A 15679-nucleotide genomic window follows, 5' to 3' on the forward strand; every position below is an offset into this window, starting at 1 on the left:
TCCGTATAGTTCACCGTAATGTTTCCATTCGGTACCAACGTCGTGTTGCTCGAAGTGGCCGTCACCGTCAACACCTGTGCATCTTCATCCGTGCCGCCACCTTCATCTACCGTAAAGGATATGCCGGTCTTATCTGTGTCTTCATTCGTGCTCTGGTCAGCTATCGTACTGATCGTGGGGTCATCGTTGACCGCATTGACGGTTAGGTCAAACGTCTCCACCGCACTCGGTGTGCCCGTGCCATTATCCTGCACCGTCACCGTAATGGTGGTCGTGCCTGAAAGATTCGCTGCAGGTGTGATATCAAGGGTTGGACTCAGCACATTCGCCGAGGAGCCTCCATTGTCCGTATAGTTCACCGTAATGTTCCCATTCGGTACCAACGTCGTGTTGCTCGAAGTGGCCGTCACCGTCAACACCTGTGCATCTTCATCCGTGCCGCCACCTTCATCTACCGTAAAGGATATGCCGGTCTTATCTGTGTCTTCATTCGTGCTTTGGTCAGCTATCGTACTGATCGTAGGGTCATCGTTTACCGCATTCACCGTGATCGTAAATGTCTGATCCGTGCTGGTATCCACTCCGCCTCCACCTGTACCTCCATCATCCGACAAAGAGATTGTAACAGTCGCAACACCATTCGCATCCGTTGCAGGCGTGTAAGTAAGGGTACCTGTAGCCTCATCTACATCCGGCTGGACAGAGAACAAGACATTGTTGTTATTCGAAACGTTGAATGTCAGCGTCTGTGAGTCTTCATCCGGTCCTCCTCCCTCATCTATACCTGTGGCCCAGCCTACCACTGTCTGTGCACCGGCATCTTCGTTGATGGATTCGTTAGCGCCTTTAGTAAACGTCGGTGCATCATTTATGGGGCTAACATTAACTGTAATGGTAGCATCGGTCGAGTACTCTGTCCCATCGTGTGCCTGGAAATCAAATGAAGTGTAAGGGACGTCATTATCATCCGGATCACCAATAAAAATCAGGTATCCACTAGCCAACTCTGCAGCTGTAATTTCACCATTGACTGCAACTTCCTCTCCAACATTATAGTCCCCTTCAAATGGTGTTGTATCAAGAAAAAGTGTGCCCTTGGCAGGCAATACGGTTATTTTTATTTTATCAAACGGGTCTCCATCACCATCTGAATACCCAAGATCTGTTTGTGTAATTGCTACACCGACATCCTCTTTTGTTGAAACAGAAGAACCTGTAACTGCAGGCGCTGTATTCTCATCGTCCTCATTCGTAACAGATACATCCGGAGCATCCAATCCATTGTAAACATCATCTCCTGAGACAGCAGGGTCTAAAACTATATTAAAAAGGATATGACCATCATCATCACCGTCATCCAAGCCGGTTATAGTTACCGTCTGAGCTGAATTCCAATCCGAGTCATCAAAGATCAATGATGTAGGCGAAACACTTCCTTCAGTAGCATCGTCACTCGATATAGGTATCGTTACAGTAGTAGTTGCAGATGGTGGCTGTAATAACACGACATCAAAGGTAGCTGTGGTACCGGTTTCGTTTACCACAAGCCCTGAGGTTGGCGTCACGCTGATGTTTGCATCCCGGTATAACCCAAAGTTTTGCAATACAACATTCCCCCATTGATTGGCCGGTAGATTGATGGTTTCCTTCAGATCTCCGGATTCAGAAATGTTATACCCATCCGAAGGAACAAGGGGAGTGATATCCGTTAGTGTCTTATTATCATCAATGATAATATCGTACGTTCCTGCCAAAAGTCCCATATCTAATTCAAAGCTCCCGTCCACTGAAGGATCAATCTCTATTGCTTCACTTGCAGTAGTTTCTCCGGAAACGATGTACTTTAAGAAGAGATTACCGGAATAACTAGTAGGCGAGGTTTCTCCCCCGTCTTTGGTGCTATTGATGTTTTTATCTTCATATACAAACCCACTAATTTTTCCTCCAAAGCGAGGAGCGGATGCCAGATCGATAAGATAAGCAGGGGTGATCATATCAGTAAACATGGTATTATGATCTTTTTGCTCCTTTAGATCCTTACCCTCATATAAGAAGTAGAATAGCTTGTTGTCCCCATCAGATACCTGAAAAATGGTGAATGCTCCGGTGTTTGGTTCGGTGAGTAAAGTCGCACCCAAAATGGCAGATTGTCCTTTGGTAGTGATTTCCGTCAAGGTATAAGGAGCTCCAGCATCCAGGTCTGTCTTGCTGATTTTGTAGATTTTTAAAGATGTCAGGATTAGCATATCTCCGCTGGGACTGCTAACCAAATCACCAGCATTTCCTGATAAAGTGAGCGCCGTTGTTTCTGTAACTGCACCGGTAGCAGAATTGATTCGGAGAAAATTATTACTATCATCGAGACCAAAAAGGTTACCATCCTGATCAAAAGTTAGGCCTACTATCTCACTGGAATGACTGGTATTTCCCTTTGAGGTATTGGTGCCATCAGATGGGTCGAATGAGTATAATGCTCTCTGACCAGTCTTGTTGGTATAATAAAGGAGTTTGTCTTGATTATTAAATGCCAAGGCACTAGGTGATACGCCTGATGGAGTGGGTCCAAGACTCGTAACAATGCCATCATTTATTCCAACCTGATAAATGGAATCATTCCCATCAATAATACCATAGAGCGCTTGCTCATCGTCAATATTGGAGATGGTAACTGTCTGGTCTGCCAGCGGATCAAAAAATTCATCACTACTTGCATCTAAAACGCTTACCTGAACATTGTAAGAGATTGTACCATCATTTAGTGCATCATCTACTCCTTCAACCGTCACAGTTTGAGCAGTAAACCAATCAGCTGAAGTAAATGTCAAATCAAGGGGATCAGAGGGTGTGACCTGGCCTTCAGATATATCCAAACTTGATACCCTTAGAACCACATTGCTTAAAGGTTCTGCATCCAGTACCACGGAAAAAGTGGTACTACCTCCGCCCTCCGTAGTACTACCTGTAGCTGAAGTGTTCAGTGTAAAACCTGCCACTTCATCGTCTTGGTTAGTTACCGTAACTATTGCATCTGGCACGGAATTGTAATCGCCATCTGCATTACCCACTCCTGTATTTACAGCCAATGTCACATTGTAATCGACATCCCCATCCACAGGAGTGTCATCGACAGGAGTGACCGTCACTGTTTGGGGAGTATCCCAGTTAAACTCATCAAAGGTCAATGAAGCCGGGCTCACCATTCCTTCAGTCATATCACCGGAAGTAACATCCAGCTGAACCACCTTACCTGACGCTGGTTGTGATCCAATCACTGCATCGAATGTTTGGGCTGATCCATTTTCTGTTGTTGTTAAGGTTGTCGCTGTGAGATCAATTCGAGGGAACTCACCATCGTTTTGATTTACAACTCCTACATCCGGAGTTGGTACTCCATTGTAATCAGGTGAACTTGCAACTGGCGTAGAAGTGGTTGTGGTAATCGTATAAAACTGTGGCCCGTCATCAATACCATCATCAACAGGAGTTACTGTGACTGTTTTGGCTCCCATGTTGCCAAAATAGAACTCCACAAAGCTGGGAGAAACCGTTCCCTCACTTGTATTACCAGAGCTAAGATCTACTCGAACGGTTCCTACGGTAATTGGCGTTGAAAGCTCGACGGTAAATGAATCGGACGCTCCACTCTCAGTGGTAACTGTATTTCCTCCTGTTTCAGTGATGATGACCTGTGCGCTTGACGCGGAATCAGAACAGCTTCCGGATGCACAACTAAAATCTCCCTGATCGCCATCCCATGTTTGCGTTTCAATTGAGTTTCCTGAGCCATCAGATGTAATTGTTCCATTTGATCCATTATCAATTTTAGAAGCACCATCAACGATCTCAATGGTGCTGCCGTTGTACAACTCAAGTTCGGCGGAGCTATCTGATAAAATCCCGTTTCCAGATGAAACAGTTAAATTGGCTCCATTAAGAGTTATTTTAGAAGAGGCTTTGATTTCAAAGCCTCCATCTATTGTCACATTGCTGTAAACCTCCAGCGTTCCTCCATCAACCAAAATACCGTTTGAAATAGCGCTGATGTTGCCGTAAAGAATAAGGGTACCACCAGGTTTGATGTTTATTTTATCGGTAAGTGACGTAATGTTACCATAGATGGTAAGCGTAGCTCCATCATTGATAAGGATTCCATCAACTGTACCAATGTCTTCAAATAGCTCTGCACAAACACCATTTGGAATTTCTATTCCATCTTCTGCATTAGAATCAGCAGTTCCTCCCCCACAGGTGGGTATTTCTGTGGCACTGGCGGTAATCGCCCAGCATAGCCACGCAACTGAAAATACAGCGCTTTTAAACATTACAATAGATGGTTGACCCTTTCAAGCCTATAATTCGCTATTTACGCTTTCACTCACTCTATACAAATTAACACATCTAATGTTATCATCTGATAACAATTTCTACCAAACGCGATACCTACTGGATAGAATGTCTTATTAATCAGTTTTAAAAAAAATCAACAATCTTTTTCCAGCTATTTAGAGAAAAACATGTGAAAGAAGACGCTTTTAAACCTGACTAAAATGCCTCCCCAATAAAGAAGTAATAGCCTAACCCGTCTTCAGAAAATGCCACGTCAAATCGCGTGAAGATGTCTTTACTGCGAAAGATCAAAAATCGTACGCCCGTTCCACCTGCAACCTTGAGTTTACTCATGTCCAAGGATCGAACACCATCGCTGACAGTACCCGCTCCTACAAAAGCGGCAGCACCCCAGCGTTCGCTAAAAGAAAAGGGCAAAAATCGATATTCAGTTTGGGCCGCCAATAGTGTCTGATCGCGATATCTTCCCAGGTAGTACCCGCGCATAAGCGATTCTCCCCCCATCAACGAAAGCTGACTGAAAGGTGCATTACCCTGAACTTCAGAGAAATACACCTGAGAAGCGAATACCTGAGAGCTGGTTACCGGAAGGTAGTAGCGGGCATCAAAAAAGTATGAAGTGAACTCGAAATCACTTCCCCATGTATCATCGTATCTGAGAAAACCTGTTTCTCCAAAGAATCCTTCCCGTACGTTGAGCACATTGTGTCGACTGTCATACACCAAACCTAATCCAAGACCGATATTACTCAATTTCTGTAGCCCCGTGGGCATTTCATAGGGTTCATTTGATAGCGATGTTAGACTCACATTCGATAACCTGTGAAAATCAGATTCAAATCCCAGGTAGAGGCTTTTGTACACCTTTCTTAAAACACGTTCTCGAATACTGATGCTTCCTGCATCAATCTGTGCAAGTTCCTCTCCATCTGTATCCGGCCCAACACCGAAATAAAGCAACGGAAACTGCTGCAGTCGAATCCGTCCAAGAAAAAACCATTTGCTCTTGTCACTATACAGTGCGTGATCCATCCAGAGTCCATATTGCTGCTCCAGTGTAATAAAACTAAACGCATTGATCTCACTCAGCCTGTTTTTGATATCCTGATTGGCGTAATAAACATAAACGGCACTCACTCCCAGTTCCCACTTTGTTTCAGGAGCATAAGCCACGGTAGGATAGGCAATGAATTTTGGTCTTTCAATAGAAGTAGTATCGTTAAAAACGGAGTTCCAAACGCGTTTTACTAATCCTGTCTCCTGGGCATGTGATGATAATGAAATCGCTACAATCAAACCAATGACTGACAGAATTCTCAGGAGTAATAATGGAATGCTCATTTTGACTAGATAAATATGCTTCAATTTCGGATGCAAATAATTGACTTGAACTGAAAAAGCAACATTTAGTTATATATTTCCATCATGTCCAACTCTGTTTATCACCAACTTGTCCGGTCTGAATTGAAGCAGTGGAAAACTGCGATGAAACGTAAGCCTTCATTTTGGAATAAAACCACCAAAAAGGTTCAGAAGAAAATCAACAATATAATTCCGGAAAAAGTACATCGTGCCATCACTAAAGCAATAAAAGAAATTACTCGTGGGGTAATTTTTGGCTCAGGATTTACTACTCGCAAACCACGAGAAGTCCATTCATTGGAGGAAACAGAGGCTAAAATCAAAGAACGCATCAACTTCTATTCATCTTCAGCGGCAGTTGAAGGTGCGGCTACTGGGTTCGGAGGATTTCTACTCAGCTTGGCAGACTTCCCGTTGTGGTTGACTTTGAAGATGAAGATGTTATTTGAGATCGCTTCTCGTTACGGGTACGATACAAAGGATTATAAAGAGCGATTGTACATTCTCTACATCTTTCAGTTAACTTTTTCAAGCCAGCAACACCGTAATATGATCTTTGAAAACATGGAGAACTGGGAGTTGATTAAAGAGCAATTACCCGATGACTTAAATAGCTTTGACTGGCGTACTTTCCAACTGGAGTACAGAGATTACATCGACCTTGCCAAGCTGCTACAACTAATTCCCGGTGTTGGTGCCATTGCTGGTGCACTTGTCAATCACCGACTTACCAATAAGCTGGGCAAAACGGCTATGAATGCCTATCGAATGCGAGATGGTAAGTTTAAGAATGTGAAGATGTTAGAGTAATTACTTCAACCGATCCAACTTCCCTTTCTTTTTCACGATGTTTTTATAATCCCATTGAATTATTTTGGACTTTTCTAGCCAACGTTGAAGATCATAGAGGTTGATCTCTTCGACAGAAGTATAACGGCAAGAAGCATCTTTAAATTTTCCGGTTCCCTGCTTTAACTCCGGCTCATCGAAGCTTGCCCCACTCCAAAACATAAGCCTGATACAATCTTTGAGTTTGCTATAGCCAACAGTCGGATTTTGATCAAGAAACCAGACTGGATGTCCATGCCAGATCTTACTCTCGGCTTCAGGTAAATGCTTGCCGATTTCTTTCATCAGTACAACACAGATCTTTTGATCTTCGTTTGACTGCAGTTCGTTAAATTCTTGAATACTCATAATGCTACAATAAAGATAAAAAAGCTATGAGGAACTCTCACGACAATTCCTGCAACCTTTCGACATGCGGACCGTATTAGTCTTACATTTATAACACTAATATTCCATCATGAAAGGACAACACCTGGGAGAATTGGAAGAACTCACACTCATTACCACTGCTATTTTAGGAGAATCTTATACGGTTTCTATTGTAAATGAAGTGAAAGAAAGTACAGGTAGGAATCTGACGTTAAGTGCGGTGCATACCGTCCTTGTAAGATTGGAGAAAAAAGGATTTCTCAAGTCTTTTATGGGTGGTGCCACCAATGAAAGAGGCGGACGGAGAAGAAGGCTCTACAAAATTACCGCTTCCGGCTATGCTGCAATGAATGAAGCCAAACAGCTAAGGACCCAACTATGGGATAAGGTACCTGCATTAACTTTTGAATTTAGCCGGTCATAGCATGCAAAGGCCCATCAAAACCCCGCCTAAATGGATGGATCGAATCCTGGAATGGTATTGTGCTGAATACTACCTGGAAGAAGTGCAGGGTGACCTTCATGAGTGGTACGCGCAATCCCAAGAGAATCAAACCTCCTTCCGTAATCTTAGGTACCTGATTAATATCGTCCGATATTTCTCCTTCGAACGGTCAAAAACATTTCAAAATATTATCCAACACCCACAATACTTATCTATGAAAAGCATCATTAAAATCACATTCCGTAATCTTCGGAAAGACAAAATATCCGCTTTTATCAGGTTTGCTAATCTCGTGTTCGGTATTGGCGTATTCATGTTGGCATTAATCTATGCTGATTATGAGCTCAATTATGATCGGTTTCATACCAATGCCGATAATATCTATCGAATGGGACAGGATACCGGAGGTGACAGGGCCTGGGCTGCAGGCCCGTTTGGATTAGGGCCTTTTATTCAGGAGAATATCCCGGATGTAAAGCGGGTAGCAAGGTTTATTCCGGAGCGAAATACATGGATCAGCCATGAAGACAAAAAGTTTTATGAACAGAATGTCTTCTATGCGGACTCATCAGTTTTTAATATGCTATCGTATGAAATGATCCAGGGCAATCCCAAAACCGCATTAAAGGATCCTTCTTCTATTGTGATTACCGAAAGCATGGCAAAAAAGTATTTTGGGAATGAAGACCCAATGGGTAAACGAATGCAGCTACTTGTTGATGGAGATGATGCCAGTATTGTCACAGGTGTGATAAAAGATGTGCCAGATCAATCACATCTGCAGTTTGATTTTCTTCGATCCATCTATTCGTATGGCGATGAAGAGTATCAAAGAAGTTGGAGAAACTACTTTGTTTATACCTATTTCGAAACCATCGACAATCCGGATTTTGATCGAATTGAGAACTTAATAAAGGAAGAGTTTTTTACCCAATATAATGTTAGTGAGGAGCGAAAAGAGAAGTTTAAAACTGTACTCACACCGATTCACAGAATTCACCTATTTACTGATCAGGAAAAAGATGTAGCTGATCACGGTAATGTGTACACCATCTACATTTTGCTTTCTATTGGGACGTTTGTACTAATTATTTCATGCATCAACTTCGTCAACATCACCATCATAAAAGGACTGGATCGCTCAAAAGAAGTCGGTTTGAGAAAGACTGTTGGAGCAAGTAGAGGCAGCCTCGTAACCCAATTTTTATCCGAAAATCTGGTCTTATTGGTATTAGCAGGTTTGGGCAGTCTATTGCTACTCATTCTTATAGAACCGGCTGTTCAAAACTTTACCGGAAAGCAGGTTTCGCTCAATTTTATTGCGAATCCTATAATTGCTTTAGTGCTTTTAGGTATCATCTTGGGATTGGAATTATTGAGTGGTTTGTATCCGGCAATCCTGTTATCTAAGTTTAGACCAGCAGAAATCCTTAACTCTTCAGAAAAGACATCTTCCCGCTTTAGCAAAGTCGGTTTTACACGTAAAACCCTGGTGATACTCCAGTTCAGTCTGTCCCTGATATTGATCATCGGTTCTGTCGTAGTATCCAATCAAATGAACTACCTGCGAACGAAGCATCTGGGATTTGAGAAGGATCAGATTCTATTGCTTAAGCTCAACTATTCATTAAGGCAAAAGGTTGAAACACTGGGAGAAATGATCAATGAAATTCCTGGAGTCAGTAATCATACCATCAGCAGCTCCGTGCCCGGATACCGAATCATGATGGAAGGAGTTAGGAATTTAGGTGATCCGGAAAGGAGATATAGCAGGATACTTATAGTGGATGAAAATTTTCTCAATACCTACAATATGGATATTTCTTCAGGAGAAAATTTTACTCCTACAAGAAACGAAACAGAGTTTATCATCAATGAGTCCATGGCGGCACTTAGCTTCCCTGACCGAGATCCTATCGGTCAACAGTTGGTTTGGAATGATACCGGACGTGTGGTCGGAGTGGTAAAAGATTTTAATTTTCAATCACTTCATACCTCCATTGAGCCCCTGACCATGGTTAAATTCCCTGGAGATTCTTATGGTTATTTATCCATTCAATTCAATCCTGAGTCGGTTGAGAAAGTATTGTCTGGGATCGGCGATATAAGTGATGAACTATACCCGAACCTGCCTGACATGGAGGTAGAATTTCTGGATTCACGCTTTGAGGAGCTTTATCAATCGGAAAATAAACTTCAGGTGATTATTGGTGTCTTCTGCTTGATGACGATCTTTTTAACCATCTCAGGAGTATTTGGAGTGGCATCTTACAATGCACATAAAAAATCCAAAGAGATTGCAGTTAGAAAGGTACTCGGAGCTTCCTATCCCGAAATGCTCTGGCAGTTACTGCAAGGTTTCTTGTACTTGCTGTTGATTGCAATCTGCATAGGTCTGCCCGGAGCTTTTATACTCTCAAAATGGTGGCTGAGAGATTTCGCCTACCAAACCGACATTCCTGTGGCCATGTTTGTCATTTCAGCAGTGGCTATGGTTTTGATCGTCCTGTTGACTTCAGGGTATATTTCCTCTAAAACTGCGCGAACGAATCCCGCAACGATCCTAAAGGATGAGTAAATAACAGGGTAACTAAAATCAATAAAGTACTATCCGACCATCTCAACCTGTACCTGCTCAGCACTTGAAAACGGCTGATGGTAGTAGCGCTGACCAGTTGCTTTGTATAAAGCATTGGCCAATGCGGCTGATATAGGTGGCAAGGATGGTTCACCCAGTCCGGTTGGATCGATTCCATTCTCTACAAAGAAGGTTTCAATTTCCAACGGAGCTTCACTGTTTCGAATAAGCTTGTAACCATTGAAGTTTTCTTGCTGAGGCTTTCCATCTTTGAATGTCAGTGTACTATACATCGCATGACCTATTCCATCAATGATACCTCCCTGGATTTGATTCAGGGCACCCTCCACATTCACAACAATACCACAATCCACCGCGCACCAAACTTTCTTGATTTTAAGGGCATTGCCGACCTTCTCGAGATCTACCACCTGTGCAACATAGGAATTGTGGCAGTAATAAGCAGACACGCCTCTAAATACTCCGGGCATCTCGGTTCCCCAGTTTGATTTCTCCCGAACGAGCTTCAACACACCCGCATATCTTTCCGGATCATAATCATTGGTTTCTCCAACCGGATCTTTAATCGCTCGATCAAATAGATTAAGTCTAAATTCTATCGGATCCTTTCCTGCAGCTTCCGCCACTTCGTCCATAAAAGATTGCTCAGCACCTGCAATGAAATTAGAACGCGGTGCTCGCCATGCTCCTGTTGAGATGTTTGTTGGTATACCTACCCGTTCGATTTTAAAATTGTCCACCGTTCCAGCCGGAAATCGATGTGGAAATAATGGATCGCTTGGGATTCCGGCACCTTTCGCCTGCCAGGAAAGTAAATTACCATTGTCATCCAAAGACGCCTTGTAAGCCACACGATAGGCCGGTCGATATGTACCCTGAGTCATGTCATCCTCACGGGTGTAGACCAATTTAATTGGGGCTTGCATTTTCTGTGATATAGCTGCTGCTTCCAATCCGAAATTTCCATACAGTCTTCTTCCAAAGCCTCCTCCCATTCGGGTCATCTGAATCGAAACCTGGTCTTCAGTCATCCCCAGAAGATCCATCGCTGAAAGCCGCAGATATTCCGGTGTTTGGACAGGTCCAACCAACTCAGCTTTATCGGCTGTTACATTGGCAAAGAAATTCATTGGCTCCATGGTATTGTGAGCCAGAAAAGGAGCACTAAAAACACTCTCCACCACTTTTGCAGCTTTAATTGAAGCCTTATCCGGGTCACCATCTTTTCTTATTTCCTCTCCGGGTTTATCCAAAGCTTCTGACAATAATCTTAAATGATCCTCAGTATTCTCAGCAGGTGTGTCCTGCTCCCATTCTACTTTCAATGCCTTCTTCGCTTTCATCACCTGCCAGGTAGATTCACCAACTACCGCAATCAATTCCGTAAATGCATTCGTATCTGACCATTGCTTTTCCTTTGGTTCTGTATTGATCACAATCACATCCTTAATACCAGGCATTGCCTTTGCTTCTGAATCGTCGTAAGACTTAATCTTCATACCAAAAGCCGGAGGATGAACAATCATAGCTGTGAGCATTCCTTCCTGCTCATAATCCAGCCCGAAGAGTGGCTTTCCGGTTACAATTTTCTTTGCATCAACATTCTTAATATTCCCTCCTATTAGCTTGAAGTCTGCATTGTCTTTCGTTTCTACTTCTGCAGGAATCTCCAGGGTTGCTGCTAATGAAGCTAACGCTCCATATCCAATTTTTCTATCACTTGCAGCATGGATCACTTCACCCAAACTGGTCGTTAATTCGCTCACCGGTACTTCCCATTGTTTTGCGGCCGCCTCCATCATCATCCTGCGTCCGGTTGCACCAGCCATACGAAGGCTTTGCCATCCATGGCGGATCGATTGACTGCCTCCGGCCAGCTGACGATTGTATTTTATGGTGTTCAAATCCGCCTGCTCTACAATGACATTTTTCCAGTCGATATCCAGTTCCTCGGCTACAATTACAGGCATAGAGGTCTTCACATTTTGTCCGATCTCCGGATTGGGTGAATAAATGGTGACCGTTCCATTCTCCCCTATTTTGATATATGCATTAATATCAAACCATTCTTCAGGTATTTGTGCATATTGTTCCTTAGGTGATGAGCATGAGGCCAGCCAACTGAATCCCAACATCATCCCTCCTCCTGCGGCTGCAGAAAGTTTCATAAATGAACGACGATTGATTTGTGTTCTAATGAGTGTCATAATGAATTTCTTTTGAGGTGAGTTAGGACATTTTAGAGGCTGCCGTCTTGATCGCCTGATTGATACGGATATAAGTTCCACATCGGCAAATGTTTCCATTCATTGCCTGGGAAATTTCCTCGTCAGAAGGATTTGAATTCTTTTCAAGGAATGCTGCCGCATTCATTATCTGACCCGCCTGACAATAGCCGCATTGTGGCACGTCATGCTCCAGCCACGCTTCCTGAACCGGATGGTCTCCGTCCTTTGACAACCCTTCTATGGTAGTCAATTCCATGTCTTTAACCGCCGATACGGGTAGCGAGCATGAACGAATCGCATTGCCATCTGCATGAATGGTGCAGGCACCACATGAAGCGATTCCGCACCCAAATTTCGTTCCGACAAGTTTTAGATGATCTCGCAAAACCCATAAAACGGGGGTATCCGAATCTACGTCTACCTGATGAGTTTTACCGTTTACTTTAATTGAAAAAGCGGCCATGTTGGTATCATTTTTTGGTAAGGACATACAAATTAGTGAATTTCTATTCCAATGTCCAGACCACTTATGTAGACGGTTAATCAATTGTAGTATTTCGGTTTAATTTTAATTTCAATGATTCAAAGAGCATATCTGGACAATAACGCAACTACGCCCACTGATCCACGAGTGGTAAATGAAATGCTTCCTTACTTTTCTGAGAAGTTTGGGAATGCCTCCAGTCGCAACCACGCCTACGGATGGGAGGCGAAGGAAGCAGTGGATCATGCGAGAGAACAGGTAGCGGAATTGATTGGCGCCAATCCTAGTGAGATCATCTTTACCTCAGGAGCAACAGAATCCAATAACCTGGCTTTGAAAGGACTATTGAATAAAGGGGATCATTTCATCACCTGTGCAACCGAGCATAAAGCCATTCTTGACCCGGCAGAATCCTTAGCAGCTCAAGGAATTGATGTTAAGGTACTATCTGTACAACCAGCTGGATTGCTTGAAATCAATGCATTTAAAAATGCAATTTCTGAACATACTCGATTGGTAAGCATCATGATGGCCAACAATGAGACAGGGTGCATCCAGCCCGTCAAAGAACTTTCAGCCATCATTCATTCCAATCAAGGGTTGTTTCATTCCGATGCAACACAGGCAGTAGGTAAAACACCAGTTGATGTGAATGAATTAGGTATTGACCTGATGTCCTTCTCAAGTCATAAGATGTATGGCCCAAAAGGAATTGGAGCGCTTTACATTCGGAAAGGTACTAAGGTTGGGTCGATCATCGAAGGAGGCGGACATGAACGAGGGATCCGCTCAGGCACTTTGAACGTTCCAGCTATCGTAGGATTCGGGAAGGCATGTGAATTGTGTAAGCAGGAAATGCAGGAAGCTGAAAAGATTAAAAGTCTCAGAGACAAATTGGAGCAATCCTTATTATCTATCGAGGGGACTCAGCTGAATGGCGTAATAGAAAACAGGCTTCCGAATGTAACCAACATCGCTTTCACGGGTGTTGATGGCGAGCGATTGCTTCTTTCACTCAATGGACTGGCTGTTTCTCAGGGATCAGCATGCACGTCTGCTGTGGTCGAACCTTCGCATGTTTTAAAGGCCATGGGCATTCCTGATCAGTTGGCTAACTCCTCCCTTCGTTTTAGTCTGGGTAGATTTACTACAGAAGACGAAATTGATTTTGCCATCCAAAAAGTTACAGCAGCCGTCAACAAACTGAGCGCATGAGAGAATTAAAAACCATCATCGAAGCGTATAAGAAAGCTACTGCAGAAGGAATCAAAACTGTGCTTGCAACAGTGGTTCATGTGGATGGCTCGTCATATAGAAGACCCAGCGCAAGGATGTTAGTAGACGAACATGGAATCACGACCGGAGCTATAAGTGGTGGCTGTTTGGAAGGTGATGCGCTTAGAAAAGCCTTGCATGCGTTGGTTCAAAATAGGAATGTACTGATCTCTTATGATACCAGCGATGAAGCAGATGCGGTTGTGGGCGCTCAGCTTGGATGTGAAGGAATCATTCAGGTGCTGTTTGAGCCACTGGATGCTAATAATTCAATGAATCCGCTCAAGCTTTTGGAGCAAATCATTGGCTCACAAAAACCTTATGTCATGGTTACCCTCTTTAACCTAAAAGACAGAAGAGGCGAGCAATCGGGATGTACTTTAATGTATAAGGAAGGTGAAAAAATTACCGGATCGATCGACAATCAGAAGCTTTACGATTCCATTCTTAATGACACTAATATCGTCTTCAAAGAAAAGCGATCGCTATTCAGAGCTTACGAGGATAATCAGACAACTCAAAACGCGTTTATTGAGTACTTCGCTCCAGCTGTTTCGTTAGTAATTGTTGGTGCCGGGAATGATACACAGGGACTGGCACTAATGGCCGAAACACTCGGATGGAATATCTATATCGTGGATGGCAGACCATCTCATGCGTCTGAATCACGTTTTGTCTCCTCCTGTCAAATCATTGTAGCCAAACCGGAAGAAGCCCTTCAAAACATCCCCATCAATGAGCAGACGGTCTTTGTGCTCATGACGCACAATTATCACTATGACCTTTCTATTCTCAAGTGCCTACTTCCATATGATCAAGTGCCTTACATCGGGATTTTAGGACCGAAGAAGAAGTTCCAGCGTATGGTGGATGAGCTGAAAGAAAAAGGCATTGAAATCGCACAAGAACAACTGGATCGAATATATGCACCGATTGGTTTGGAAATTGGTGCAGAAACGCCCGAAGAGATAGCTATTTCTGTGTTGGCGGAGATCAATGCAGTTTTGAATGGTACCAAAGGAACATTCCTGCGAGATAAGCGAGGACCCATTCACACAAAAGAGAACACCCAATTTGATACCCTAAAGATTTGAAAGCCAATGAAAATATCGGACTCTTGGTTTTAGCTGCCGGTGCTTCCAGCAGGTTGGGTCAACCAAAGCAACTGGTCAAATTTGAAGATAAACCGCTACTCCAACACATCTTAGATATTGGGAAGGAAGTCAATGTGAATGAACGAGTACTTGTCCTTGGCGCGAAAAGTGAACTCATTCAGGAAGTTATTATTCCGGGGGCTTTTAGCATCGTTCATAATTACGATTGGGAAAAAGGCATGAGTACCTCCATTAAGGTCGGGTTGAAAAGTCTACAAGAGAAGCATACCAACCTTAAACATGTGATCATCATGTTATCCGATCAGCCGTATGTAACTATTGAAATCATCAATCAATTGATTGCAAGTCAGGATGACACTAAACCATGTATAACAACTTGCTCATATGCCAATCAAATGGGTGTTCCGGCTATTTTTAGTCATCATTTCTTCGCAGATTTATTGAAGTTGACTGGAGATCAGGGGGCCAGAAAACTCATTCAGCAAAAACTAGATCATGTGCGCACGATCCCATTCAGTAAAGGAGTGATTGATATAGATACTCCGGACGATTTGGGAAAGCTGGAATGATTCCTAATCCTAACTTTATCAAGCTTATATAAGAAGA

Annotated in this window: 11 protein-coding genes; 6 read left to right on the forward strand and 5 right to left on the reverse strand. The window is 43.1% G+C overall.

Going from position 1 to position 15679, the window contains the following annotated elements; genetic code table 11:
• Nucleotides 1–4322, reverse strand: a 4322-nt coding sequence (locus CHB71_RS18200; protein ID WP_144017488.1) for an Ig-like domain-containing protein, incomplete at its 3' end; no start/stop codon positions are given.
• 220 nt (nucleotides 4323–4542) lie between these two features.
• On the reverse strand, nucleotides 4543–5688 hold the full coding sequence (locus tag CHB71_RS18205) for a BamA/TamA family outer membrane protein (RefSeq protein WP_089358400.1): 1146 nt from the start codon (nucleotides 5686–5688) through the stop codon (nucleotides 4543–4545).
• Nucleotides 5689–5772: 84 nt separating this feature from the next.
• Here CHB71_RS18205 and CHB71_RS18210 point away from each other — a divergent pair, with 84 nt between their 5' ends.
• Complete coding sequence (locus tag CHB71_RS18210; RefSeq protein ID WP_089358401.1) at nucleotides 5773–6519, forward strand: EcsC family protein; 747 nt, start codon at nucleotides 5773–5775, stop codon at nucleotides 6517–6519.
• On the opposite strand, the gene CHB71_RS18215 is transcribed toward CHB71_RS18210, so the two are convergent.
• Nucleotides 6520–6906 (reverse strand): DUF1801 domain-containing protein, encoded by a 387-nt coding sequence (locus tag CHB71_RS18215; protein WP_089358402.1) that lies wholly within the window; start codon nucleotides 6904–6906, stop codon nucleotides 6520–6522. It lies immediately after the preceding gene.
• 109 nt (nucleotides 6907–7015) lie between these two features.
• On the opposite strand from CHB71_RS18215, the gene CHB71_RS18220 reads away from it, so the two are divergent.
• Both CHB71_RS18220 and CHB71_RS18225 read left to right on the forward strand, forming a co-directional pair.
• Nucleotides 7016–7351, forward strand: coding sequence for a PadR family transcriptional regulator (locus CHB71_RS18220; protein WP_089358403.1), 336 nt, complete (start codon nucleotides 7016–7018; stop codon nucleotides 7349–7351).
• A gap of 1 nt (nucleotide 7352) precedes the next feature.
• A complete protein-coding gene (locus CHB71_RS18225; protein ID WP_089358404.1) occupies nucleotides 7353–9950 on the forward strand; it encodes an ABC transporter permease in 2598 nt (865 codons plus the stop codon).
• 29 nt (nucleotides 9951–9979) lie between these two features.
• Here CHB71_RS18225 and CHB71_RS18230 read toward each other — a convergent pair whose 3' ends face one another.
• Together CHB71_RS18230 and CHB71_RS18235 are read right to left on the reverse strand one after the other, a co-directional pair.
• Nucleotides 9980–12178 carry a molybdopterin cofactor-binding domain-containing protein gene (locus CHB71_RS18230; protein WP_089358405.1) on the reverse strand — a complete coding sequence of 733 codons (2199 nt, stop codon included), beginning with the start codon at nucleotides 12176–12178 and terminating at the stop codon, nucleotides 9980–9982.
• A 22-nt stretch (nucleotides 12179–12200) separates the two neighbouring features.
• Complete coding sequence (locus CHB71_RS18235) at nucleotides 12201–12662, reverse strand: (2Fe-2S)-binding protein (protein WP_089358449.1); 462 nt, start codon at nucleotides 12660–12662, stop codon at nucleotides 12201–12203.
• Between the two features lie 114 nt (nucleotides 12663–12776).
• Between CHB71_RS18235 and CHB71_RS18240 the strand changes: the two genes are divergently transcribed.
• Genes CHB71_RS18240 through CHB71_RS18250 form a run of 3 tightly spaced genes read left to right on the forward strand, consistent with a single transcriptional unit; the run spans nucleotide 12777 to nucleotide 15642 of the window.
• Nucleotides 12777–13898, forward strand: a complete 1122-nt coding sequence (locus CHB71_RS18240; protein WP_089358406.1) for a cysteine desulfurase family protein — start codon at nucleotides 12777–12779, stop codon at nucleotides 13896–13898.
• On the forward strand, nucleotides 13895–15052 hold the full coding sequence (locus tag CHB71_RS18245) for an XdhC family protein (protein ID WP_089358407.1): 1158 nt from the start codon (nucleotides 13895–13897) through the stop codon (nucleotides 15050–15052). The genes CHB71_RS18240 and CHB71_RS18245 overlap by 4 nt, the downstream gene beginning before the upstream one ends.
• Nucleotides 15049–15642, forward strand: coding sequence for a nucleotidyltransferase family protein (locus CHB71_RS18250; RefSeq protein WP_089358408.1), 594 nt, complete (start codon nucleotides 15049–15051; stop codon nucleotides 15640–15642). Before CHB71_RS18245 ends, CHB71_RS18250 begins: the two co-directional genes overlap by 4 nt.
• Nucleotides 15643–15679 lie beyond the last annotated feature (37 nt).

The sequence above is a fragment of the Ekhidna lutea genome (genome assembly GCF_900188325.1).
In the GTDB taxonomy this organism is placed as follows: Bacteria; Bacteroidota; Bacteroidia; order Cytophagales; family Cyclobacteriaceae; genus Ekhidna; species Ekhidna lutea.